The organism is Pseudonocardia sp. Ae150A_Ps1, from assembly GCF_001932315.1.
GTDB lineage: Bacteria > Actinomycetota > Actinomycetes > Mycobacteriales > Pseudonocardiaceae > Pseudonocardia.
Genome location: NZ_MCIJ01000001.1, coordinates 6,010,187 through 6,034,195, shown reverse-complemented (window position 1 = coordinate 6,034,195; position 24,009 = coordinate 6,010,187). Strand labels below are relative to the sequence as shown.

The following is a 24,009-nucleotide window of genomic DNA, read 5'->3' as shown; positions in this document are numbered from 1 at the left end:
GCACTTGCGGTACCCGATCGGGTGTGCTGTGCCGGGCCGCTCCACAGGGGACGGCGCCCGAGGTCGGCCCGGGTCGGGCAGGGTGCGGCGCGACCCGGCCGGTTGCGCGCACCCGAACGGCCGACCCCGGAGCGTCACGGTTAGCGTGGCCGGGTGGTGCACACCAGCAACGCCGTGATCCGACCCGCCCCCCGCGGGGCGGGTGACCGGTGAGCGTCGGGACCGCGGTCGCCGGGCGCGTGCGCTCGGCGCGCCGGGAGATGGCCAGCCCGCTGTACCGCAACGCCTACGCGTTGATGTTGAACACGGTCGTCAACTCCGGCTTCGGCCTGCTGTACTGGATCTTCGCTGCCCGGGTGTTCAGCACCGAGGAGGTCGGCCGGGGCAACGCACTGGTCAACCTCATGATGATGATCTCGGTGCTGACCTCGCTGAACTTCGGCCAGGCGATCGTCCGCTTCCTGCCGACCGCCGGGCGCGACTCGGCGTCGCTGGTCCGGCTCGCCTACGCGATCTCGACGGGCACGGCCGTACTCGGCTCGGCCGGGGCGATGATCTACTGCCACCTCGCCTACGCGCCCGGTGACCCGCTGTACGTGGCGCCCGGCTTCGGCGCCTGGTTCGTCGTCTCCACCGCGGCCTGGTCGATCTGGAGCCTGCAGGACCAGATGTTCACCGGGCTGCGCTCCGCGATGTGGGTGGTGCTCAAGAACGGGGTCTACGGCCTGGTCAAGCTGGGCCTGCTCGTGGTCGTGGCGCTGCTCGCCGTCGAGGACGGCGTGTTCACGTCCTGGTCCGCACCGGTGATCGCCATGCTGGTGCCCTTCGCCCTGCTGATCGCCCGGCGGCTGCTCCCGCGGCACTCCGAGGAGTCCGCGGCGATGGCCGACGCGGGCGCACCGGACCGGCGGACCCTGAGCCGTTACATGGCGGGCGACTACCTCGGCCAGGTCTTCAACCAGGCCATGTCGTCGTTCCTGCCGGTCCTGGTCGTCATCGTGATCAGCCAGCAGGCGAGCGCGTTCCTGCTGCCCGCCCAGACCGTCTTCCTCGCCATGAGCATGCTGTCGGTCGCGATCACCTCGGCGCTGGTCGTCGAGGGTGCGCGCGATCCCGAGCGGGCGCACGTGTTCGCCCGGGCCGTGCTGCGGCGGATCTGCGTGATCGTGCTGCCCTCGGCCGTGGTGATCGGGCTGGCGGCACCGCTGCTGCTGTGGTTCTACGGACCGGAGTACGTCGAGAACTCGACGCTGGTGCTGCAGCTGCTGATGGTGTCGATGTTCCCGCGGGTCGTCGTCACGCTGTGGATGACCAAGTCCCGGCTCGCGAACCGCACCGGCGGGCTGGCCGTGCAGCAGCTCGTGCACGCGACCATCGTGCTCGGCGGGATCCCGCTGCTGGCACCCACGCTGGGCGTCGACGCCGTCGGCTGGGCGTGGCTGGCCGGCGAGCTGCTGCTCGCGATCGTGTTCGCCCCGTCGGTGGTCCGCTGGCTGCGCCGGCCGGCACCGCCGACCCGCCCGGCCGACGACGACACCCGCCCGATCGGTGGCCCCGACGAGCGCACCCACGAGTTCCCCCGCGTCGAGGACTGACGGGCCGGCGAGGACCGACGGGCTCCGGCCCGGGCGGGCCGGAGCCGCTCAGCGGGTCGCGGAGGCCCGGTCGATGAACTTCTCGGGGATCGGGGTGCCGTGGCGCCACAGGTTCCCCAGTGCCCGGTCGAACGCCCGCGGGCGCAGCCGGACCAGGCCCCCGCCGGGGTTGTGCGTGATCTCGCCGAAGTAGACGTGGCCGTCGACGTCGTAGAGGTCGATCCGGGCGAAGGTGAAGTCCTTGCCGAAGGTGCGCGCGATCTCCAGCATCCGGTCGTAGCAGGCCGGCTTCTCCGGGAGCGCCTCCGCCTGCGCGAACCGCCCGGCGATCCGGAACGGCACCCAGTCGGGGTGCAGCATCGTGGAGGTGTGCGCGACGAACCGGTTCTGGTCGACGACGACCATCGCCGGCTCGCCGTGGAAGACGAAGAACTTGTAGTCGTTCGGCGCCCCCGTCCCGTCGCCGATCATCTCCTCGACGACCGCCCGCGGGGTGAGCCCCTCGTAGGGCCGCTCCCGCCAGCCGTGCCGGAAGAAGTCGGTGCCCAGCCACCGGGCCACCGCCGAACGGATCTTCGCGTGGTCGGCGGCGGCCGGGTGCGGCACGAGGATCGTCATGTCGCAGCCGTGGGTGCCCTTCACGACGTAGGGCTGCTGCGGCGCCTCCAGGTCGAGGTCCTCCACGCGCTCGACGACCTGGACCAGCGGGATGAGGTGCTCGGCCCCGATCCGGTCGGCGACGTGCTCGCGCACCCGGTACTTGTCCGCCGTGATGTGGACGAGTTCGGACTGTTCACCGAGATTCTTCTTCGCGAGGAGTTGCGCGTAGGTCCTCGGTTTCCGCAGCGTCGATATTTCACCCTGGAACAGCGCATGGTGCATGATCGCGAATGCGCGGTGCGGCAGGAATCGGAGCCGGCGGGACAGCATCACCCGGGCGTCGAACGACATTCTGTGGACGATAGCGGGCGCCGCTCGGCGCACCCCGCGGAGGTCCGGTGACGCCCGGTCACCGCACCGGACGGTGCTTTCGCCGCGGGGGGCGTAACCCTCCGGAGCCGGGATCCGTTGTGAATTGCAGGGAATGGTCACCTCGTCGGCCCAGCGGCCGGCGCCGGCCATGCCGCTGCGTCACACCTGTTCGTCCGTCCGCCCGGGGTGGTATCGGCCGAGCGTGATCCCGAGGGAGTCTTGATAACGTGCCGATCGTGCGGAACCGCGACGTTCTGGTGACGGTGATCACCCCTGCCTACAACGTGGGCCCGTGGATCGGCGAGTCGATCGATTCCGTGCTCGCGCAGACCGAGTCACGCTTCGAGTACCTGATCGTCGACGACGGCTCGACCGACGACACCGCCGAGATCGTGCGGGCCCGCGCGGAGCGCGACCCCCGGATCCGGCTCCTGCAGGTCGAGAACGGCGGGTCCGGCGCCGCGCGCAACCGGGCACTGGCCGAGAGCGCCGCCCCGTTCGTCGCGTTCCTCGACGGCGACGACCGCTGGCACCCGCAGTTCCTGCGGCACATGCTCGAGACGATGTACACCGCGCCGCCCGGGGTCGGCATGGCGTACTGCCACACCCGCGTGATGCTGGAGAGCGGCCAGGTCGTGGCGCTGCGCTGGCAGCCCTCCGGCGTCGTCGACATCGACAAGCAGCTGGTGGAGAACAACCCGCCGCACAACGGCAGCTCGCTGATGATCCGCCGGGCCTGCTTCGACCAGGTCGGCGGCTTCGACTCGTCGCTGCCCTCGGCCGTCGACTTCGAGATGTGGCTGCGGATCGCGGCCGGGTCGAACTACCCGCTGATGTGGGGCACCCGCCGGTTCCTGCTCGACATGCGCCTGATGCGGGCCGGGTCGATCAGCTCCAACCGCCAGCGCCGCTTCGAGTGCCTGGACAAGGTGATCGCCGAGTACGCGCCGTCGATGCGCCGCAAGCACCCGGGCCTGGCCTACATCCGGCCCGCCGTGTTCGCCTACCGCGACGGACTCGACGACTTCGGCGACCGCTGGTCGCTGCTGGCCCGCGAGGCCGGCGCGAAGGAGCTCGCCCGCGACTCGTGGGGCCGGTCGCTGCTGGCGTGGAGCAGCGCGGGCCGGGAGCGCCGCGCCCAGCTGCGCAACCTGCGTGACGGCGCCCGCAGCGGCGCCTACAAGGGGATGTCCGGCGCGCTGCGCACCGCCGGGAGGATCAACTCGATGCGCGGGTGACCGCCCGGGAAAACCGGGTACGGGGCCGCCCGGTGCGTCCTGCATCATCGGTGCCGTGACGGGACGAACGACCGCGCCGCCACCCGGACGGACCGAGCGACGCGCGCGGGCCGGCGTCGGGCTGGTGTTCCTCACCAACGGGCTCGTCTACGCGAACCTCCTGCCGCGGTTCCCGGAGATCAAGGACGACCTGGGACTGAGCAACGCCCAGCTGGGCGTGGCGGTGGCCGCGATGCCGTTCGGCGCGCTGCTCGCGGGTCTCACGGCGGGCGCGCTGATCGCCCGGTTCCGTTCGTCGCGGGTCGCGTCGTTCGGGATGGCCGCGATCGCGGTCGGTGTCGTGCTGGTGGCGTTCGCCCCGTCGTGGGGGCTGTTCGCCGCCGCGATGTTCCTGGTGGGCGCGGCGGACGCCGTCGTCGACGTGGCGCAGAACGCGCACGGCCTGCGGGTGCAGCGCCGGTACGGGCGGTCCATCCTCAACTCGTTCCACGCGGTGTGGTCGGTCGGGGCGGTGGCCGGCGGGCTGATGGGTTCGGCGGCGGCCGGGACCGGGGTGCCGCTCGGCCTGCACCTGGGCCTGTCGTCGCTGCTGTCGGTGCTGATCGCCGTCTCGGTGTACCCGCTGCTGCTGCCGGGCCCGGAGGAGACCGAACGCCCGGCCGACGAGGACGAGCCCGCCGCCACCGGGCGGACGCGGCGTCCGTGGGCCGGCCTCGCCGGGCGCACCGTGCTGCTGCTCGTGTTCGGCGTGATCGCCAACTCGGGGACCCTCGTCGAGGACTCCGGGGCCACCTGGGCCGCCGTGTACCTCCAGGGGCTGGGCGCAGGCGCGGCGGTCGCCGGCCTCGGGTTCGTCGCGCTGCAGGGCTGTCAGTTCGTCGGGCGGCTGCTCGGCGACCGGATGGTGGACCGCTTCGGGCAACGGCTGGTCGCCCGGACCGGTGGCGCGCTGGTGCTGGCCGGGATGGGACTCGCGCTGGCGTTCCCGACGGTGCCCGGCACGATCGCCGGGTTCGGGATCGCCGGGTTCGGCGTCGCGACGCTGGTCCCGGCCGCGATGACGGCCGCCGACGCGCTGCCCGGCCTCGCCCCGGGTACCGGGCTGACCGTCGTCACCTGGCTGATGCGGATCGGGTTCCTGGCCTCTCCCCCGGTCGTCGGCGTGATCGCGGACGCCACCGAGCTGCGCACCGGGCTGCTCGTCGTTCCGCTCGCGGGGCTCGTCGTCCTGCTCGTCGCGGGGGTTCTGACGGGCCGGTCCGCGAACCGCTGACGCGGCGTGTACCCCGATCGACAGCATCGCGACCCGCTGCGACAGGATCAGCCGTGCATCTCGACATGATCCGGGCGCGGACATACCGTCCTCGGCCATGTCCGCCACCGTCCCGCCGGCGTCGCCGGGACAGCCCGCAGCACCTGCGCTCCGGTCGTCCCGCAAGGTCGCCACCGCCAGCCTCATCGGTACCACCATCGAGTGGTACGACTTCTTCATCTTCGGCACGGCCGCCGCACTGGTGTTCGGCCAGGTGTTCTTCCCGTCCGTCGATCCGCTGACCGGCACGCTGTCGGCGTTCGGCGCGTTCGCGGTCGGCTTCATCGCCCGCCCGGTCGGCGGCGCGGTGTTCGCGCACTTCGGTGACCGGATCGGCCGGAAACCGATGCTCGTGTACTCGCTGCTCCTGATGGGGGCGGCGACGGTCGGCATGGGCCTGCTGCCGGGGTACGACACGCTCGGCATCTGGGCGCCGATCCTGCTGGTGACCCTGCGGTTCCTGCAGGGCTTCGGTGTCGGCGGTGAGTGGGGCGGGGCGGCGCTGGTGGCCGTCGAGCACGCCCCGGCGCACCGCCGCGGGTACTACGGCAGCTGGCCCCAGGTCGGCGTCCCGCTCGGCCTGGTGATGGGGACGGCGACCTTCGCCGTGCTGTCGGCGGTGCTCACCGACGAGCAGTTCCTGGCCTGGGGCTGGCGGGTGCCCTTCATCGGCAGCATCGCGCTGATCGGCGTCGGCATGTGGATCCGGCTCGGCGTCCACGAGTCGCCGGTGTTCCAGAAGACGATGGACGAGAAGGCCGCGAACCGGATGCCGGTGGTCGAGGCGCTGCGCACCTACCCGAAGGAGATCCTGCTCGCCGCCGGGTCGTTCCTCGCGACGAACTCGACGTTCTACGTCGGCTCGGTCTGGCTGGTCACCTACGCCACCCAGGAGCTCGCCTACGAGCGGACGACGATCCTCACGGCGAACGCGTTCCTGTCGCTGTCCGACATCCCGATGATCCTGCTGTTCGGGCTGCTGTCGGACCGGCTCGGGAGGCGGCCGATGTTCCTGGCCGGGATGGGGTGCCTGGCGCTGTTCGCGGTGCCGTACTTCTGGTTGGTCTCGACGTCGAACGTGTGGCTGTTCACCCTCGGCGGGCTCGTCGTGCAGGCCTGCCGGTCCGCCGTCTACGGGCCGCAGTCGGCGTTCTTCGCGGAGCAGTTCTCGACCCGGATGCGGTACTCCGGGGCGTCGCTGGCCTACCAGATCGCCTCGATCCTGGGCGGGGTCGCGCCGCTGCTGTGCACCGCGCTGGTGGCCTGGACCGGGTCGCTCTACGCGGTCGCCGGGTACGTCGCGTTCATCGCACTGGTGTCGATGGGCTGCTCGTACCTGATGACCGAGACGCTGCGGACGGGGCTGCGCGACGAGACGGCCACCCCGGCGGCCGTCGACGGCCGTACCGGGACCCCCTGACCGGCGTCCCGTCCCCCGGATGGATGATCGTCGCGGCGCGGGCCGGCGAGGTGCCGGCCCGGCCGGGTTCCGGGGACACGAGAGTCCCGGGTCAGTCGCCGCCGGTCGGCGAGGGTGGCCCGGGGTCGTGGGCGACCCCGGCCGGCGTCCGCCCGCGGCGCCGCGCCGCGACGAGATCGGCCACGCCGAGGACGAGCGCGACCGCGACCAGCCCGACGGTGATCATGAGGCCGCGGGAGATCGCCGACGCCCAGTCGCCGGTCGCGCTCAGCCGGCCGAAGAAGACCGCCCCGACGGCGGACAGGCCCACCGCCGTCCCGATCCGCTGCCCGGTCTGCAGCACGCCGGCCGCGGTGCCGCCGGACGCCGGCGGGATCTCGGCGAGCGCGAGGGTCTGGTTCGGTGCGACGACGAGCCCGCCGCCCACGCCGGCCACCAGCAGGGTGCCGGCGATCGCGGCGCCGGTCGCCGCCGCGTCGCCCGCGGTGGCGGCGAGCACCACGTCGGTGGCGACCAGCCCCAGCAGGACGACGGCGAGCCCGACGACCACCATCGGCTGCCCGAACTGCGACACCAGCCGGCCGCCCAGCGCGGACGTCACCGCGGACCCGAGCGCGAACGGCGTCATCGCCAGGCCGGTCTGCAGCGGCGTGTAGCCGAGGCCGTTCTGCAGGTAGAGCGTGAGCACGAAGAAGATCGAGGTGAACCCGGCGAAGTAGGTCATGCCGAGCGTGGCGCCCGCCGCGTAGCTGCGGGTCCGCAGCAGCGCGAAGTCGACCAGCGGGTGCCCGTGGCTCCGCTTCGCCCGCCGTTCCCAGGCCACGAACGCGGCCAGCGCCGCCACCGAGACCGCGAGCAGCCACCACGGGGCGCGCGCCGGGTCTCGTTCGGAGAGCACCAGCGGCAGCATCAGGCTCACCACACCGACGCCGAGCAGCACCGCCCCGGGCAGGTCCAGCGGCCGGCGGGCGGCGCGGCCGACCCCGTCCGCAGGGAGCAGCCGGGCCGCGAAGACCAGCGCGGCCACGCCGATCGGGATGTTCACGAAGAACACCCACCGCCAGCCGCCCGCGTCGCCGGTCCACGCCAGCAGCAGGCCACCGAGCAGCGGCCCGACCGCCGTCGAGATCCCGACGACGGCGCCGAACATCCCGAACGCCGTCCCGCGCTCGGGGCCGCGGAACAGGTCCTGGATGAACCCGACGACCTGCGGGGACAGCAGCCCGGCCGACACCCCCTGCAGCAGGCGCACCGCGACCAGGACCTCGGGGGTCGGCGCGAGACCGGCTGCGGCGCTGGTGAGGGTGAACAGCCCGAGGCCGAGCAGGAACATCCGGCGGCGGCCGCGGTCGTCGCCGAGGCGCCCCGCGGCCACCAGGACCAGGCCGAACGTCAGCGCGTAGCCCGACACCACCCAGGACAGCTGTGCTGCGGACGCGCCCAGGCCCGCCTGCATCGACGGCAGCGCCACGTTGACGATGCTGACGTCGAGCAGGCTCATGAAGCCCGCGACGAGGCAGACGGACAGGGCCCGCCAGCGCCGCGGGTCGGGTTCGGTACTCACAGGGGTCCATTCCCCGCCGTCACGGTGCTCGGCGCAACTCGGGACCCGGGTTCTCCGGGCGGTGTCACAGGGTGTGGACTGGGGATCATGACGACGACGTGGGTGAGGGCCGTCCGGTGAGGGGCGCCCAGGCGCTGGTCGGATCGCTGGTCGGGGCGGGTGTCGAGGTGTGCTTCATGAACCCCGGCACCTCGGAGATGCACTTCGTGCAGGCACTGGACGACGTCCCGGGGATGCGGGGCGTGCTGACCCTGTTCGAGGGGGTCGCCACCGGGGCGGCGGACGCCTACGCGCGCATCGCGGGGCGACCGGCCGCCGTCCTGCTGCACCTCGGGCCGGGCCTCGGGAACGACTGGCGAACCTGCACAACGCGCGCCGGGCCGGCACCCCCCTGCTGTGCGTGGTGGGTGCGCACGCGACCGACCACGTCCGGCACGACGCGCCGCTGGAGTCCGACATCACCTCCGTCGCGCGGACCGTGTCGGGGTGGGTGCACACCTCCGGCGACGTCCGCGACGTCGCCGACGACGCCGTCCGCGCGGTCGCGGCGACCTCGGAGCGCGGCGGGCAGGTCGCGACCCTCGTACTGCCCGCCGACGTCTCGTGGTCCGAGGGCGGCGCGCCCGCACCGGCCCGGACGGCCGCCGTCCCCGAGCCACCGTCGGAGCAGCGGGTCGCCGACGCGGCGATGGCCGTCGGCACGCCGGGCGCGGTGATCCTGCTGGGCGGTCCGGGCCTGACCGCCCGCGGGGTCGACGCGGCCGGCCGGATCGCCGCCGCGACCGGGACCCGTCTGCTGGTGGAGACGTTCCCCCGACGCTGGGAGACCGGTGCCGGGCGCCCCCGCATCGACAAGCTCGGGTACTTCGCCGAGCAGGCGATCGACCAGCTCTCCGGCGCGTCCTCGCTGGTCCTGGCCGGTGCGCGGTCGCCGGTGTCGTTCTTCGGCTACCCCGGTGTGCCGGGAGACCTCGTGCCGGACAACTGCCCGGTGGTGGGGCTGGCCGACCCGTCGTCGGACGCGGAGGCCGCGCTGGTGGCGCTCGCCGACCGGGTCGCCGCCGACGCCGTCGCCGAGCCGGCACCACGGGCGGCAGCCGAGCCCGGGCCGGGCCCGCTCGACGTCCGGTCGCTGTGCGCGGCGGTCGCGGCGACCCTGCCGGACGACGCGATCGTCGTCGACGAGTCGCTCACCGCCTCCGCGGTGCTCGCGCCCGCCCTGCAGACCGCCGCCCCGCACACCCAGCTCGCGCTGACCGGCGGTGCGATCGGGCAGGGCCCGCCGGCCGCGGTGGGGGCCGCGATCGCCGCCCCGGACCGTCCGGTGGTGGCGGTCCAGGCCGACGGCAGCGCGCTCTACACCCTGCAGGCGCTGTGGACCCAGGCCCGTGAGCAGCTCGACGTCACCACGGTGCTGATCAACAACGCGGCGTACGCGATCCTGCGGGTCGAGCTGGCCCGCACCGGGGCCGGGGAGGCCGCGCACTCCGGGCGTGCCGGGCGGATGCTGAGCCTGACCGACCCGACCCCGGACTTCACCGCGCTGGCGACCGGCCTCGGCGTCCCGGCCCGGCGGGTCACGACGACCGAGGAGCTCCTCGAGGCGTTGCGCTGGGCGCGCGCCGAGCCGGGACCGCACCTGATCGAGGCGATCGTCCCGGCGCCGGGCTGAGGCCGACGGGGCCGCCGTAACCGGCTTGACCTCGACCGGGGTGCAGGGCGCAGGGTGTCCCGTGTGGTCGGGACGGTCGGGGGGCGAGCAGGTCAGGAGCCCGGCGTCTGGTCGGCGGACCGGGCCCCGACGACCGTCGGGATCCTGCTGCTGATCAGCCTCACCGCGTTCGAGGCGATGGGCGTCGGCACGGCGATGCCGGAGATCGTCGCCGATCTCGGCGGCGTCACCCTCTACGCCTGGCCGTTCGTGCTGTTCCTCGCCGCCGCGGTGTTCGGGACGGTCGCCGGCGGCCGCTGGTGCGACGCCCGCGGCCCCCGCGTGGCGCTCGTCGTGGCCCCGGTGGTGTTCGGCGCCGGGCTGCTGGTCGCCGGGTCCGCGGAGGTGATGGGCGCGCTGCTGACCGGGCGCGTGTTGCAGGGGCTCGGCGCCGGGGTGCAGGGCGTCGCGGTGTACGTGCTGGTCGCCGAGGTGTACCCGGCGCGGCTGCGGCCCGCGGTGTTCGGGCTGATCTCCTCGGCGTGGGTGCTGCCGTCGCTGGTCGGCCCGCCGCTCGCGGCCGTCGTCACCGAGCGGTTCTCCTGGCACTGGGTGTTCCTCGGGCTGCTGCCCGTCGTCGGGTCGGCGCTGGTCCTGGTCCTGCCCGCGGTGCGCCGGCTCGGTCCACCCGCCCCGCGCCCGCCCGGCCCCGCCGGGACGCCGACGGTGCTCGCCGCGGCCGGTGCCGCGCTCGGCGTGGCCGGGCTGAGCTGGGCGTTCGAGAACGTCGACGTCCACGGCGCCGTGGTGGGGACGGTCGCGCTGGTGCTGCTCGTCCCGTCGCTGCGGCGGCTGCTGCCGCGCGGGACGTTCACGGCCCGTCCCGGGATACCGGCCGTCGTCGCCGCCCGGGGCCTGGTCGCGGGCGCGTTCCTCTCCGTGGTGTCGTTCCTGCCGTTGATCCTCACCGCGACGCACGGCTGGTCGCTCTCCGCCGCCGGGATCCCGCTGATCGTCGCCTCGCTCGGCTGGTCCGCGGCCGCGGCCTGGCAGGGCCGCCACCCGGACCGGGACCGGTCGGCGATGCTGCGCGCCGGGTTCGTGATGATCGCGGTCGGTCAGGTGGGTCTCCTCCCGGTCGCCGCCGGCTGGCTGCCGGGCTGGGTCGCGGTCGTCGCCTGGGGGTGCGCGGGGCTCGGGATGGGCGTCGCGTTCTCCGCGGTCGCCTACCTGACGCTGGCGCACTCCGCCCCGGCCGACGTCGGCGGCCACTCGTCGGCCGCGCAGCTGCTCGACCAGCTGGCGAACGCGTCGTTCGTCGGGCTGGGCGGTGCGCTGCTGGTGCTGCTGGCCTCCCCGGCCGTCGCGATGCCGGTGCTGCTCGGGGCTGTGGCGGTCCTGGCCCTGACCGGCGCCGCGACCGCCTCCCGCACCCGCCTCCCCGGCTGATCCGCCGTCGGATCCGCCGTCAGATCCCGGAGGGCCCGGCCAGGAGCTCGGCGACGGCGGCGTCGATGAACAGCGTGTCGGGGTTGTCCGGCGCCCGCTCCCCCGGCCCGCCGCCGGCGAAGTGCCCCCAGACGCCCGGGATCACCCGCAGCTCCGCGCCGTTGGTCATCTGCGACACCGCCCAGGCCTCGTCCTCGGGCGGGAAGTAGAGGTCCTTCTCGGCCGGCATGACGATCGCCCTCGCCCGGATCGAGGCGAGCGCCTCCTCGGTGGAGCCGAAACCGGGCGTCGCACCGACGTCGCCGTGCCACCAGGTGTCGAGCATCGTGAGCAGGTTGTTCGGGTCCCGCCCGTCCAGGAAGAACCCCTCCCAGAAGCCGACGACGAAGTCCTCCAGCGAGGTGAACCCGAGCTCGCGCCAGCGCTCCTCCCTGTAGAACGCCTGGGAGAACCCCCAGCCCGCATAGATCCGGGCGAAGGCGCGCAGCCCCTGGACCGGCGGCGTCGTGTAGCGGCCGCCGTCGAACCCGGCCGAGGCGGTTAGGGCAGCCCGCAGCGAGTCGAGGAAGACGCGGTTGTGCGGTGCGGTGCGCGGCGACCCGCAGAACGGCAGCATCCGCTGCACCATCTCCGGGTGGCTGACGGCCCACTGGTAGGTCTGCCCGGCACCCATCGACCAGCCCAGCACGAGCGCGAGCCGCTCGATCCCGAACAGCTCGGTGACCAGACGGTGCTGGGCCGCGACGTTGTCGATCACCCGGATCGGCGGGAAGCTCGGCCCGTCGTCGGGGTGCGGCACGGTCGACGGTGACGTCGACAGGCCGTTGCCCAGCATGTTCGGCACGATCACGAACCAGCGCGCCGGGTCGAGCGCCCGGCCCTCGCCGATCAGCCACTCGTTGTCCCAGTGCCGGCCCGAGTACCAGGTCGGGTACAGGACCGCGTTGCTCCGGTCGGCGTTCAGCTGGCCGTAGGTGCGGTAGGCGATCCGGGCCGGGCGCAGCGTCCGGCCGCAGGCCAGTTCGAGCTCCCGGATCTCGAAGACCTCGTGCGGGACCTCGCGGCCGTAGTGCGTCACGACGACACCGCGCAGCTCCCCCGGTCCCGCCGGGCCGGGCCGGCCGCCGACGGGCGGATGTCGTCGTCGAAGATCGCCGTCGGCAGGTAGAGCGAGCAGCACGCGTTCGGGATGTCGACGACGCCCGACACCCGGCCCTCGATCGGCGCCGACCCGAGCAGCAGGTACGCCTGCGGGCCCGAGTACCCGAACTTCTCCAGGTAGGTGACGGCGTTGAGGCACGCGTTGCGGTAGGCGACGGTCGCGTCGTTGTAGAGCTGGGTGTCGGTGGTGTGGTCGACGCCGATCCCGATGAAGGTCACGAACTCGGAGTAGCGCGGCTCGACGTTGCCGGGCATCAGGATCGGGTTGGTGGTGACGCCGTAGGTCGCCATCCCGCCCTTGATCAGGTCGACGTGGAAGTCGATGAACCCGCCCATCTCGATGGCGCCGCAGAAGGTGATCTCGCCGTCGCCCTGGGAGAAGTGCAGGTCACCGCCCGAGAACAAGGCGCCGGGCACGTGCACCGGGTAGAACACCCGGGAGCCGCGGGTGAAGTTCTTGATGTCGTGGTTGCCGCCGTTCTCCCGGGCGGGGACGGTCCGTGCGCCGTCCCGGGCGATCCCGGCCAGCATGTCACCCGACGCCGTCCCGCCGAGCACCTCGTCCTCCAGCGGCGGCAGGGCCAGCGCCGGCACCCGGTCCGGGTCGGTCGCGATCAGCGCCCGCTCCCGGGCGTTCCAGCGGGCCAGCAGCTCCGGGGACGGCGCGGTCCCGAACAGCCCGGGGTGCGTGATCCCGGTGTAGGATACGCCGGGGACGTGCCGGGAGGTGGCCTTCTGGCCGGCGAAGTCCCAGATGGCCTTGTACGCGTCCGGGAACGTGTCGGTCAGGAACCCGCCGCCGTTCTGCTTGGAGAAGATCCCGGTGTAGCCCCAGCCCTGACCGGGTGCCGGGCCGGTCTCCTGCGGCACCGGCCCGAGATCGAGGATGTCGACGACGAGCAGGTCACCCGGCTCGGCACCCTCGATCGCGATCGGCCCGGACAGCATGTGCGCGCCGCGCAGGTCGACGTCGCGGACGTCGTTCGCGGAGTCGTTGTTGCCGATCTGCCCGTCGGTCCACTCCCGGCACTCCACGCGGATCGTCGAGTCGGGCCGGACGGTGACGGCGGGCGGGATGTCCGGGTGCCAGCGGTTGTGGCCGGGAACGGCCTGGTCGCGCATGGACTTCGCCTGGTCGACGGTGAACACGACATCGGGCACGGCGGTACTCCTGTCTGTGCTGGGCTCAGGGGCGCGGCAGGCGGGCGTGGCGCGGGTCCCGGGTCACCGGGGTGGCGCGCCGCGACCGGCCGGGCACCGAGGACACGACGGCCGGGGCGTCGGCGCTCGCGGCGGAGTCGTCGAGCGCGCGGCGCAGGGCGGGATCGACGCCGCGCAGCGCCGGTGCCCCGAAGACCCGCCGCGCGTCCGCGCCGCAGCCCGGGCAGGACGCCCCGGCGCCGGAGCGGGCCATCGGACGGACCAGGTCGAACTCGCCGCAGTCCGGGCAGTGGTGGGTGTAGGTCGGCACGCGGGGCCCCATCCGACGCAGTTACTGTCAGATGGAAATATGTCGATCGATACGACCTGGTGTCAAGCGAGACGGTCGAGAACGTCGAAGGACAGGCCGTCCGCACGGGCCAGGTAGACGTCCTGGCGCAGGTGCCCGTCGTGCAGCGACACGGCGCCGCGGGGACCGTCGAACCCCGTGGACTCGGCGACGGCCAGCAGCGCGGCCGGATCGGTCGACCGGGCCCGCCCGGCGAGCGCGCCGAGCAGGGTGACCGCCTCGAAGCACGACTCGGCGAGCGCCCCGGGCACCGGCGCCCGGACGCCGAACCGCGCGGCATAGCGGCCGGAGAACTCCAGCGCCGACGCCGTCGCGAGCGTCTCGAACCAGCCGGCCGCCGCGTAGAGCTCGCGGGTGGCCTCCGCCCCGGTCGCGAGCAGCATGTTCTCCTCCATCAGCGGGGAGAACCGCACCCGGCCGCGGTCCGCGCCGGCCGCGGCGAAGGCCCGGTTGAACCCGACCGCGTCGGAGCCGACCAGGAACATGAGCACGCCCTGCGCACCGGAGCGGCGCACCCGTTCGACCGCGGGACCGAAGTCGTCGGTGCCCAGCGGGAGGAAGGTCTCGTCGAGCACCCGGACGTCCGGCGTCCCGCGGGCCCAGCGCCTCACCACCCGGGCGGAGCCCCGCGGCCAGACGTAGTCGTTGCCGACCACGCACCACGTGCGGACGCCGAGCTCCGCGGCCATCCAGCGCAGCCCGGGGAGCACCTGGTTCTCCGGTGTCTCGCCGGTGAGGAAGATCCCCGGCGTCCGCTCGCCGCCCTCGTAGAGCGGCGCGTAGACGTAGGGCACCCGGCCGCCGACGACCGGTGCGAGCGCCTGGCGGACCGCCGAGATGTGCCAGCCCGAGACCGCGCCGACGACGCCGGCGTCGAGCAGCCCCGCCACCTCGGCCGCGACGGCGGCGGGTGCGCGGCCGCCGTCGACCGGGTGCAGGCGGACCTCCCGCCCGAGCACTCCCCCGGCCTCGTTCAGCTCGGCGGCGGCGAGGTCCCCGCAGGCCTCGCAGGCCGGCCCGAACAGCCCGGCGGGCCCGCTGCGCGGGACCACGAAGGCGACGTCGAGCGTGGTGGTCACGGGCGTCACCTCCGGATCCGTTCGAGGTGACAGTGTTTACGATGACAGCGACCACGTCACTACGCCCGACTGCCGAGGAGGACGTGTTGAGCGCCGCCGAGCCGCGCACCGCCGGTGCCGCCGCCGCGCTGGGCCGCGCCGCGAACCGGGTGGAGCGGCGCATCGAGGAGCTCGTGCGGCCGCCGCACGGCCCGGGTCTGGACGCCTGGCGGGTGCTGGACCTGCTCGCCGACGGCGAGGGCCACCCGATGTCGGAGATCGCCGCGCACGCGATGGTGCCGGCGCCGACCCTGACGAAGATCGTCGACCGGCTGGTGGAACGCGGCCTGGTCTACCGCCGCCCGGACGAGATCGACCGGCGACGGGTGCTGGTGCTGCTGGCCGCGCGGGGCCGCGAGCTGCACGGATCGCTGCGCGCCGGTGTCGACGCGGTCGAGCGCGAGGTCCACGACGCCCTCGGGCCGGACGCGGACCTCGTGCTGGCCGCGCTGGAGCGGCTCGGCCACTCGTGAGTGGTCGTGGTGGTCTTGGCCGCCACGACCACTCACGAGCGGCGCCGGCCGCCTCAGCGCTCGTACTCGGCGACCACCGTCGCCCGGGCGAGCGTGTGCGAGAACAGCAGGAACCCGAGGTAGGACCCACCGGCGTCACGAGGGATCCCGATCCGCGGCACGTCGACCGCGTGCACCACGAAGTAGTAGTGGTGCACGCCGTGCCCCTCCGGCGGGGCCGCGCCCAGGTACCGGTGCAGACCCGCGTCGTTGCGCAGCGCGAGCGCACCCTCGGGCAGCAGCCAGCCGTCGTCGGAACCGGCTCCGGCCTCGAGTCCGGTGACCGACGCCGGGATGTCGGCCACCGCCCAGTGCCAGAAGCCGGCGGCCGTCGGCGCGTCCGGGTCGTAGCAGGTGACGGCGAAGCTGCGGGTCGCGCTCGGATGGCCGTGCCAGCTCAGCGCCGGCGACCTGTCCTCACCGCCGGCGCCCATGATCCCGCTGACCTGCGGCGCAGCGAGCGGGGTGCCGTCGGCGACGTCGGTGCTGGTCACGGTGAAGGTCGGGACGGCGGGCAGGAACGCGTACGGGTCGGGTGGCGCGCTCGTCGGTGCGGTCATGCTGCGAGCTCCTTGTCCAGCTCGGTCGCGATGTACTCGGCCTGCCGCAGGGCCAGCGCGACGATCGTCAGCGTCGGGTTCGCGGCGGCACCGGTGGTGAACACGCTGCCGTCGGAGACGAACAGGTTCGGTATGTCGTGGGTCCGGCCGAACCGGTCGACGACGCCGTCGCGGGGCCGCTGGCTCATCCGGCACGTCCCGAGGTTGTGCGTCGACGGGTAGGGCGGCGTCTCGATCGTGCGGTGCGCGCCGACGGCCCGGTAGACCGCGGCGCCCTGCGTCTGGCCGTGCCGGCGCATCGCGACGTCGTTGGGGTGGTCGTCGAAGTGGACGTCGGCGACGGGCAGCTTGTGCGCGTCGACCGTCTCCCCGCTGAGCGTGATCCGGTTCCCCGCCTGCGGCATGTCCTCGCCGAGGATCCACATGCCGGCGGTGTTCCGGTAGCCGTCGAGCAGCTCGGTCAGCTGCGAGCCCCACTTGCCGGGCGCGACGAACTTGGCGAGGAACGCCGGGCCCAGCGAGATCGTCTCCATGTAGTAGCCGCCGACGAACCCGCGCGAAGGGTCGTGCCGGGACTCGTCGGAGATCACGCCGGCCATCGTCTCGCCGCGGTACATGTGGACGGGCTTGTCGAACTGCCCCCACACCGTCCCGGTGGTGTGCCGCATGTAGTTGCGTCCGACCTGGCCCGACGAGTTGGCGAGCCCGTCGGGGTGCTGCGGCGACTCCGACAGCAGCAGGAGCCGGGCGGTCTCGATCGCGTTGCCCGCCACGCACACCACGGCGGCGCGCTGGCGGCGCAGGGCACCGTTGCGGTCGACGTAGAGCACGCCGGTGGCGCGGCCCGACGCGTCGTGCAGGATCTGGGTGGCGTGCGAGTCCGGGCGCAGGTCGAGGTTGCCGGTCGCCTCGGCCTTCGGCAGCTCCGCGACCAGGGTCGACCACTTGGATCCCTGCTTGTCGCCCTGGAAGTTGAACCCGTCCTGGACGGTGGCCGGTCGGCCGTCGTACGGCTCGGCGTTCGTGGCGTAGGGGCCCGTCGCGTAGTACTGGTAGCCCAGCTTCTCGGCGCCGTTCGCGAACACCTTGTAGTTGTTGTTCGCGGGCAGCGGGGGCCGTCCGTGCCGGTGGCTGACCCCCATCCTGATCTCCGCCTGGTCGTAGTACGGCTCCAGCTCGGCCAGCGCGATCGGCCAGTCGAGCAGGGTCGCGCCCTCGATGTCGCCGTACGTGCTGCGTGCGGCGAGCTCGTGGGCCTTGAACCGCGGGCACGCGCCGGCCCAGTGGGTGGTGGTCCCTCCGACCGCCTTCACCAGCCAGGCCGGCAGGTTCGGGAAGTCCTGCGCGATCTGCCAGCTGCCGGACGTGGTTCGCGGATCGGTCCAGGCCATCTGTGCGAACGCGGGCCACTCGTCCTGGTGGTAGTCGGCGCCGGTCAGGTGCGGACCGGCCTCCAGGACGACCGTCCTGATGCCGCGCCGGCAGAGCTCGGCCGCGACGGTCCCGCCGCCCGCACCCGACCCGATCACGACGACCACGTCGGCGTCGTCGCAGGCGAACCTCGGCATGGTCACACCCCTTCCCGGTGCTCGATGCGCGGCTCCGGGAGCCAGTCGAGGTCGTCGAACCCGCGGTCGACGTAGCCACCCCTGTCGAAGGAGGGGCCCTCGTAGCCGAGCAGCTCCCACACCTCCGGGTCGCTGTAGAGCGTCACGATCGCGCTGTCGACGATCGCGGTGACGAACGGGCTGCCGTCGGCACCGCGCAGCACGGCGGCGGCGGTGTCGAGGTCGAGCTCGGCGAACGGGACGTCCCGCTGGGCGTCGAGCTCGCCGAGGCCCTGTACGAGCTGCGCCAGCATGCGGGGGTCGGTCACCGCCTGTTCGATCACGGCGTCCGCGGCCCGCTGGTAGGGGCCGACCGGGAAGGTGCGGTGCGGGAAGGCCGCGTAGACCACCCTCGTGAGCGTCTGCCTGTCCTGTCTCGACAACAGATACGTCATTGTCTCCTCCGGCTCCGGACACACGTGTCCCCCGGCCGGAATCCGAACGAATCTCCGGATTCCGGCCGGAGCAGATCCGGCCGGAATCCGACGCCGCGGAGCGACGTGCTCGACAGTGACAGAGCTAACAGCTTAGGGCAGCCTATCCTTGTCTCATTCTGAGACAGGGTCTGCCCCGGACCTACTCGTCGTCCTCGAGGTCGCCCTCCGACTCGAGGTACGCCTGGCGCAGCGCGTCCAGCGTGGCGGGCTCGGGCGACTCCCACAGTCCGCGGTCGACGGCCTCCAGCAGCCGCTCCGCCATCCCGTGCAGCGCCCACGGGTTGGACTCGGTGAGGAACTTGCGGTTCTCCGGGTCCAGCACGTACTCGCTGGTCAGGGTCTCGTACTGCCAGTCGGCGATGACGCCGGTGGTGGCGTCCCAGCCGAACAGGTAGTCGACGGTCGCGGCCATCTCGAAGGCGCCCTTGTAGCCGTGCCGGCGCATCGCGGCCATCCAGCGCGGGTTGGCCACGCGGGCGCGGAACACCCGGGACGTCTCCTCGTGCAGGCTGCGGGTGCGGACCGACTCGGGCCGCGTGGAGTCGCCGACGTACGCGGCCGGCGCGGAGCCGGTGAGCGCGCGCACCGTGGCGACCATGCCGCCGTGGTACTGGTAGTAGTCGTCGGAGTCGGCGATGTCGTGCTCACGGGTGTCGATGTTCTTCGCCGCCACCGCGATGCGCCGGTAGGCGTTCTCCATGTCGTCCCGCGCGGGGACGCCGTCGAGGCCGCGGCCGTAGGCGTAGCCGCCCCAGGTCGAGTAGACCTCGGCCAGGTCGGAGTCGCCCCGCCAGTCGCGCGAGTCGACCAGCTGGAGCAGGCCGGCGCCGTAGGTGCCCGGCTTGGAGCCGAAGATCCGGGTGCGGGCGCGGCGGTCGTCGCCGTGCCGCTCGCGGTCGGCGAGCACGTGCGCGCGGACGTAGTTCTGCTCGGCCGGCTCGTCGAGCTCGGACACCAGCTTCACTGCGTCGTCGAGCAGGGCGAGGACGTGCGGGAACGCGTCCCGGAAGAACCCGGAGATGCGGACGGTCACGTCGATCCGGGGGCGGCCGAGCTCGTCGAGCCCGATCGCCTCGAGGTCCCGCACGCGACGCGACGCCTCGTCCCAGACGGGGCGGACGCCCAGCAGCGCGAAGACCTCGGCGACGTCGTCGCCGGAGGTCCGCATGGCGCTGGTCCCCCACACCGACAGCCCGACCGAGCTCGGGTACTCGCCGTGGTCGGCCTTGTAGCGCTCGACGAGCGACTCGGCCATCGCCTGCCCGGTCTCCCAGGCGAGCTTCGACGGGACGGCCTTCGGGTCGACCGAGTAGAAGTTCCGCCCGGTCGGGAGCACGTTGATCAGCCCGCGCAGGGGCGAGCCGGACGGCCCGGCCGGGACGAAACCGCCGTTCAGGGCGTGCAGCACCCGGTCCAGCTCGTGCGCGGTGGCGTCGAGGCGGGGCACGACCTCGTCGGCGGCGAACCGCAGGATCGTCTCCACGGCGGCGAGATCCGCCCCGGGGAGCTCCTCGGCCGAGGCGACGACGTCCGGGGCGGCGCCGGCGTCCCAGCCGCGGTTCTCCATTCCGGCGACCAGGGCGCGGGCCACCGTCTCGACGGCGTCGGTGCGGGCGCCGGTCTCGGAGCCGTCCTCCACCAGGCCGAGTGCCTGCCGCAGGCCGGGCACCGACTGCTCGCCGCCCCACATCTGGCGGGCGCGCAGCATCGCGAGCACCAGGTCGACCCGCTGCTCGCCGGCCGGGGCCAGGGCGAGGACGTGCAGGCCGTCCCGGATCTGGACGTCCTTGATCTCGCACAGCCAGCCGTCGACGTTCATGAGCATGTCGTCGAAGACGTCCTCGTCCGGGCGCTCGTCGAGGCCCAGGTCGTGGTCCATCTTCGCCGCGGTCATCAGCGTCCAGATCTGCTGGCGGATCGCGGGCAGCTTGGCCGGGTCGAGCGCGGAGATGTTGGCGTGCTCGTCGAGCAGCTGCTCGAGCCGCGCGATGTCGCCGTAGCTCTCCGCGCGGGCCATCGGCGGGATGAGGTGGTCGACCAGCGTCGCGTGCGCGCGCCGCTTGGCCTGAGTGCCCTCGCCCGGGTCGTTGACCAGGAACGGGTAGACCATGGGCAGGTCGCCCAGCACCGCGTCGGTGCCGCACGACGCCGACATCCCCAGCGTCTTGCCGGGCAGCCACTCCAGGTTGCCGTGCTTGCCGATGTGCACGATCGCGTGCGCGCCGAACCCGCCGTCCGGCACCGGCGCCGCCAGCCAGCGGTAGGCGGCCAGGTAGTGGTGCGACGGCGGCAGGTCCGGGTCGTGGTAGATCGCGACCGGGTTCTCGCCGAACCCGCGGGGCGGCTGCACCATCAGCGTCACGTTGCCCGAGCGCAGTGCCGCGACGACGATGTCGCCCCCAGACACGTAGTGCTCGCCGGGCGCGTCGCCCCAGTGCCCGGTGACGCCGTCGCGGAAGTCCGCCGGCAGCGTCTCGAACCAGGACCAGTAGGTCTCGCCGGAGATCCGGATCGGGTTCCCGGCGAGCTTCTCCTCGGTCAGCCAGTCCGGGTCCTGCCCGCCGGCCTCGATCAGCGCGTGCATCAGCGCGTCGCCGTCACCGGCCTCGACACCCGGGAAGTCCCCGGTGTCGTACCCCGCGGCCGCCATCGTCCGCAGCAACGCGATCGCGCTCGCCGGGGTGTCCAGGCCGACCGCGTTGCCGATCCGGGCGTGCTTGGTCGGGTAGGCCGACATCATGAGCACGATCTTCTTGTCCGCGTTCGGGACGCGGCCCAGGTTCGCGTGGTTCACCGCGATCCCGGCGACCCGGGCGGCCCGCTCGTGGTCGGGGACGTAGACCGAGAGGCCGTCGTCGTCGGTCTCCTTGAAGGAGAACGGGACGGTGATCAGGCGGCCGTCGAACTCCGGCACCGCCACCTGGGTGGCGACGTCGAGCGGGGACAGGCCGTCGTCGTTCTCCTCCCAGGTCGCGCGGGAGGAGGTGAGGCACAGCCCCTGCAGGATCGGGACGTCGAGCGCGGCGAGCTCGGTGACGTCCCACTCCTCGTCCTCGCCACCGGCCTGCGCCGAGGCGGGCTTCGTGCCGCCGGCGGCGAGGACGGTGACGACCATGGCGTCGGCGTCGCGCAGGGTGTCCAGCAGCGCGGACGGCGCCTGGCGCAGCGACGCGCACCAGATCGGCAGCGGGCGCCCGCCCTTCGCCTCGATCGCGTCGCAGAGCGCCTCGATGTAGGTGGTGTTCCCGGCCAGGTACTGGGCCCGGTAGAAGAGGACGGCGACGGTGGGGCCGTCGAGCTCGGCGGCGTCGCGCGCGAGGATCCCCCACTCCGGCAGCTCCTCCGGGGGCTCGAAGCCCTCACCGGTGAGCAGCACGGTGTCGGAGAGGAACGCGTGCAGCTGCCGCAGGTTCCCGGTACCGCCCTGGGCGAGGTAGGTGTGCGCCTCCGCCGCGATGCCGGCCGAGGTGGAGGACAGCTCCATCATCTCGGCGTCCGGGGCCGTCTCCCCGCCCAGGCAGACCAGCGGGGTGGACCGGGTCCGCAGCAGGTCCAGGCCCTCCTCGAAGTACCGGTAGCCACCGAGCACCCGGACGACCACGACGTCGGCCTCGTCGGCCATCGCCGCCAGCTCGTCGTGCACCACCCGGTTCGGGTTGGCGAGCCGGTAGTCGGCGCCCGAGGCCCGGGCGGAGAGCAGGTCGGTGTCGGAGGTCGAGAGAAGGAGGATCACCGGGTGTCGTCCCCGGTCGTGGCGCGCGTCATCGCAAAGGACCTTCCTCGGGATCCTCGTCCCGGGTGGAGGTGGGCGCGGCGGGCGGGCGCAGTGTCTGGCTCCCCTCCCCCGGAGGGCGAGGGCTCACAGTGGCGGGACCGCGCCGGACTCGCGCCGGCTTCCTGCGGACCCGTCCGCCGTCTTCGGTTGTCGGATCACCTTCACGGGCGGGCTCACGTCACGTCAAGGCACGCTCGACCAGGGTGGTGATCCGCACGTGCGACGGGCAGGCGGGCGCCGAACCGAACCCGAACCGCACCGCCGGGACGACGGGTGCGAGGCCGCCGAGGTCCACGCCGTCCCAGCGGACGACGGCGGCCGCGATCCGGTGCAGGTCGCGGGCTCCGTAGTACTCGCGGCGCCCACCACCCGCGCTGCCGACGGTCCGCACACCCGGCTGGACGCGGCGGGCCAGCGGGTCGATCGCCCGCAGCCAATGGCGGTTCACGGCGACCGGTCCGGGGACGGCCCCCAGCAGCAGGCCGAGCGGCGGGCGCGGGCCGACCCGCCAGGCGACCTCCAGCGGGCCGGCGACGACCTGGCGCCGGTCGCCACGCACGGTGTGGGTCACCGGGACCACCCGGACCTCGTCGAACGTGTAGGTGGCGGACACGAACGTCGCGACGTCGCCGGAGGGCGCCAGCAGCGTCCGGGTGCCGCCGGCGTCCTCCGTCATCACGTCGGTGAAGGACCCGAGCGGGGACCGTGGCCAGTACCCGACCACGATCCGCCGCCCCTCCTGCGTGCCGAGTCCGGAGATCCAGCCGTCGAACCGGTCGATCATGGGTCCGGTGTACCCGCTACACCGGCAGGCGCTCCCGGCCGGTCTCGCGCAGCGTCAGGACGGTGACGACGCCGACGAGCGCGACGCCCAGCACCCAGAACGCGGGCGACATCGGGTTCCCGGTGCTCTGCACGAGCTGCGCGGACACGTACGGGGCCGTGCCGCCGGCGAGGATCGTGCCGATGTTGAAGCCCAGCGCGACGCCGGTGTAGCGGACGCGGCGCGGGAACAGCTCGGTGAACTGCGGGAACGCGGGGACCTGGGCGAGACCGTTGACCGCCATGTAGACGACGTAGACCAGCGTCACCACCACGATGCTCGACGTCGCCCCGAGCAGCGCGAACGCCGGCCAGGCGATCACCAGGTAGAGCGCGTAGGCCGACAGCAGCACGGGCTTGCGGCCGAACCGGTCGGTGAGCATGCCCGCCAGCGGGTAGGTGGCGCAGGCCAGCGCGATGCCGATCGCCGACGCCCAGTACACCGCCTGCTTGTCGAACCCCTGGGTCTGGATCAGGTAGGTGCTGAAGTACGTGAGGCCGACGTAGCCGGTCCCGTTCATCGCGATCGCGATGCCGACCACCCGCAGCACCGCACCGGGCCGCTCCCGGACCACACTGAGCAGCGGGCTGCGCACGACCTCCTTGCGCTCGGCCATCGACTCGAACTCGGCGGTGTCCTCCAGCTTGACCCGCACCCACAGGCAGACGACCGCGAGCGGGACGGCGATCAGGAACGGGATCCGCCAGCCCCAGGCGGACATCTGCTCGGGTGTCGTGAACGCGGTGACCAGGCCGACGACGGCGGCGGCGACCGAGAACCCGAGCGTCGAGCCGACCGGGGTGAGCGAGCCGTACAGGCCGCGCTTCCCGGGTGGCGCGGACTCGGCGACGTAGGTCGCCGCGCCGCCGATCTCGCCGCCGGCGGAGAAGCCCTGCGCGAGGCGGACCAGCACGAGCAGGACCGGGGCGAGGACGCCGGCCGTCGCGAAGTCCGGCAGCAGGCCGAGGACACCGGAGAAGACGCCCATCGTGACGACGGTGACGACGAGCGCGTGCTTGCGTCCGCGACGGTCGCCGAGGCGGCCGAAGAACCAGCCGCCGATCGGGCGCATGACGTAGGCGGACCCGAACACGGCGAGCGTGAGCAGGATGGAGACCCCGGGCTCGTCGCTGGGGAAGAACAGCGGGCCGAGGGTGACGGCGAGGAAGGCGTAGACGCTGAAGTCGTAGTACTCGATCAGCGTTCCCACGCCGCCGGCGAGGGCGGCCCGGCGGGCGGAGAGGGTGGACGGCGGCGCGGAGGTCCCGGCGCCGGGCGGCGAGGTCGTCTCGGACACGTGTGCTC

At 73.3% G+C, this 24,009-nt stretch carries 18 protein-coding genes, 1 pseudogene and 1 riboswitch; of the genes and pseudogenes, 7 read left to right on the top strand and 12 right to left on the bottom strand.

Going from position 1 to position 24,009, the window contains the following annotated elements:
- Positions 1–209: 209 nt before the first annotated feature.
- Positions 210–1,595 carry an oligosaccharide flippase family protein gene (locus Ae150APs1_RS28430; RefSeq protein WP_075301418.1) on the top strand — a complete coding sequence of 462 codons (1,386 nt, stop codon included), beginning with the start codon at positions 210–212 and terminating at the stop codon, positions 1,593–1,595.
- Between the two features lie 48 nt (positions 1,596–1,643).
- Here the strand turns inward: Ae150APs1_RS28430 and Ae150APs1_RS28425 are convergent, their stop codons facing one another.
- Complete coding sequence (locus Ae150APs1_RS28425; RefSeq protein ID WP_075301416.1) at positions 1,644–2,546, bottom strand: ATP-grasp fold amidoligase family protein; 903 nt, start codon at positions 2,544–2,546, stop codon at positions 1,644–1,646.
- Between the two features lie 257 nt (positions 2,547–2,803).
- Between Ae150APs1_RS28425 and Ae150APs1_RS28420 the strand changes: the two genes are divergently transcribed.
- The 3 genes from Ae150APs1_RS28420 (at position 2,804) to Ae150APs1_RS28410 (ending at position 6,537) form a co-directional block, all read left to right on the top strand.
- A complete protein-coding gene (locus tag Ae150APs1_RS28420) occupies positions 2,804–3,805 on the top strand; it encodes a glycosyltransferase family 2 protein (RefSeq protein ID WP_168170484.1) in 1,002 nt (333 codons plus the stop codon).
- A gap of 55 nt (positions 3,806–3,860) precedes the next feature.
- Entirely contained in the window at positions 3,861–5,078 is a 1,218-nt protein-coding gene (locus tag Ae150APs1_RS28415) for an MFS transporter (RefSeq protein ID WP_075301414.1), read from the top strand.
- Between the two features lie 97 nt (positions 5,079–5,175).
- Positions 5,176–6,537: an MFS transporter gene (locus Ae150APs1_RS28410; RefSeq protein ID WP_075301412.1), complete on the top strand. Its 1,362-nt coding sequence runs from the start codon at positions 5,176–5,178 to the stop codon at positions 6,535–6,537.
- 91 nt (positions 6,538–6,628) lie between these two features.
- Here Ae150APs1_RS28410 and Ae150APs1_RS28405 read toward each other — a convergent pair whose 3' ends face one another.
- Positions 6,629–8,101: an MFS transporter gene (locus Ae150APs1_RS28405; protein WP_249266505.1), complete on the bottom strand. Its 1,473-nt coding sequence runs from the start codon at positions 8,099–8,101 to the stop codon at positions 6,629–6,631.
- 116 nt (positions 8,102–8,217) lie between these two features.
- On the opposite strand from Ae150APs1_RS28405, the pseudogene Ae150APs1_RS28400 reads away from it, so the two are divergent.
- Both Ae150APs1_RS28400 and Ae150APs1_RS28395 read left to right on the top strand, forming a co-directional pair.
- Positions 8,218–9,773 (top strand): annotated as a pseudogene (locus tag Ae150APs1_RS28400) (acetolactate synthase large subunit).
- Between the two features lie 54 nt (positions 9,774–9,827).
- Complete coding sequence (locus Ae150APs1_RS28395; protein ID WP_083680495.1) at positions 9,828–11,201, top strand: MFS transporter; 1,374 nt, start codon at positions 9,828–9,830, stop codon at positions 11,199–11,201.
- Between the two features lie 19 nt (positions 11,202–11,220).
- Here the strand turns inward: Ae150APs1_RS28395 and Ae150APs1_RS28390 are convergent, their stop codons facing one another.
- From Ae150APs1_RS28390 to Ae150APs1_RS28375, 4 genes are all read right to left on the bottom strand, one after another.
- On the bottom strand, positions 11,221–12,279 hold the full coding sequence (locus Ae150APs1_RS28390) for an alpha/beta fold hydrolase (RefSeq protein ID WP_075301406.1): 1,059 nt from the start codon (positions 12,277–12,279) through the stop codon (positions 11,221–11,223).
- A complete protein-coding gene (gene fmdA / locus Ae150APs1_RS28385; RefSeq protein WP_075301404.1) occupies positions 12,276–13,523 on the bottom strand; it encodes a formamidase in 1,248 nt (415 codons plus the stop codon). Before fmdA ends, Ae150APs1_RS28390 begins: the two co-directional genes overlap by 4 nt.
- Before the next feature lie 25 nt (positions 13,524–13,548).
- Entirely contained in the window at positions 13,549–13,833 is a 285-nt protein-coding gene (locus Ae150APs1_RS28380; protein ID WP_060576176.1) for a zinc ribbon domain-containing protein, read from the bottom strand.
- Positions 13,834–13,895: 62 nt separating this feature from the next.
- Positions 13,896–14,951 (bottom strand): substrate-binding domain-containing protein, encoded by a 1,056-nt coding sequence (locus Ae150APs1_RS28375; protein ID WP_060572422.1) that lies wholly within the window; start codon positions 14,949–14,951, stop codon positions 13,896–13,898.
- 86 nt (positions 14,952–15,037) lie between these two features.
- Between Ae150APs1_RS28375 and Ae150APs1_RS28370 the strand changes: the two genes are divergently transcribed.
- Positions 15,038–15,463, top strand: coding sequence for a MarR family transcriptional regulator (locus Ae150APs1_RS28370; protein ID WP_075302743.1), 426 nt, complete (start codon positions 15,038–15,040; stop codon positions 15,461–15,463).
- A gap of 53 nt (positions 15,464–15,516) precedes the next feature.
- Here the strand turns inward: Ae150APs1_RS28370 and Ae150APs1_RS28365 are convergent, their stop codons facing one another.
- From Ae150APs1_RS28365 to Ae150APs1_RS28340, 6 genes are all read right to left on the bottom strand, one after another.
- Positions 15,517–16,062, bottom strand: coding sequence for a YbhB/YbcL family Raf kinase inhibitor-like protein (locus Ae150APs1_RS28365; RefSeq protein ID WP_010225983.1), 546 nt, complete (start codon positions 16,060–16,062; stop codon positions 15,517–15,519).
- Positions 16,059–17,630, bottom strand: coding sequence for a GMC family oxidoreductase (locus Ae150APs1_RS28360; protein ID WP_075301402.1), 1,572 nt, complete (start codon positions 17,628–17,630; stop codon positions 16,059–16,061). The genes Ae150APs1_RS28365 and Ae150APs1_RS28360 overlap by 4 nt, the downstream gene beginning before the upstream one ends.
- A gap of 2 nt (positions 17,631–17,632) precedes the next feature.
- Positions 17,633–18,019: a hypothetical protein gene (locus Ae150APs1_RS28355; RefSeq protein WP_083680497.1), complete on the bottom strand. Its 387-nt coding sequence runs from the start codon at positions 18,017–18,019 to the stop codon at positions 17,633–17,635.
- A gap of 226 nt (positions 18,020–18,245) precedes the next feature.
- Positions 18,246–21,839, bottom strand: a complete 3,594-nt coding sequence (cobN, locus tag Ae150APs1_RS28350; RefSeq protein ID WP_075301398.1) for a cobaltochelatase subunit CobN — start codon at positions 21,837–21,839, stop codon at positions 18,246–18,248.
- 91 nt (positions 21,840–21,930) lie between these two features.
- A riboswitch (cobalamin riboswitch) is annotated at positions 21,931–22,006 on the bottom strand.
- Between the two features lie 53 nt (positions 22,007–22,059).
- Positions 22,060–22,665 (bottom strand): hypothetical protein, encoded by a 606-nt coding sequence (locus Ae150APs1_RS28345; protein WP_075301396.1) that lies wholly within the window; start codon positions 22,663–22,665, stop codon positions 22,060–22,062.
- A 16-nt stretch (positions 22,666–22,681) separates the two neighbouring features.
- The gene (locus Ae150APs1_RS28340) at positions 22,682–24,001 is read right to left on the bottom strand and encodes an MFS transporter (RefSeq protein WP_010225973.1); all 1,320 of its coding nucleotides are present in this window, start codon (positions 23,999–24,001) and stop codon (positions 22,682–22,684) included.
- Positions 24,002–24,009 lie beyond the last annotated feature (8 nt).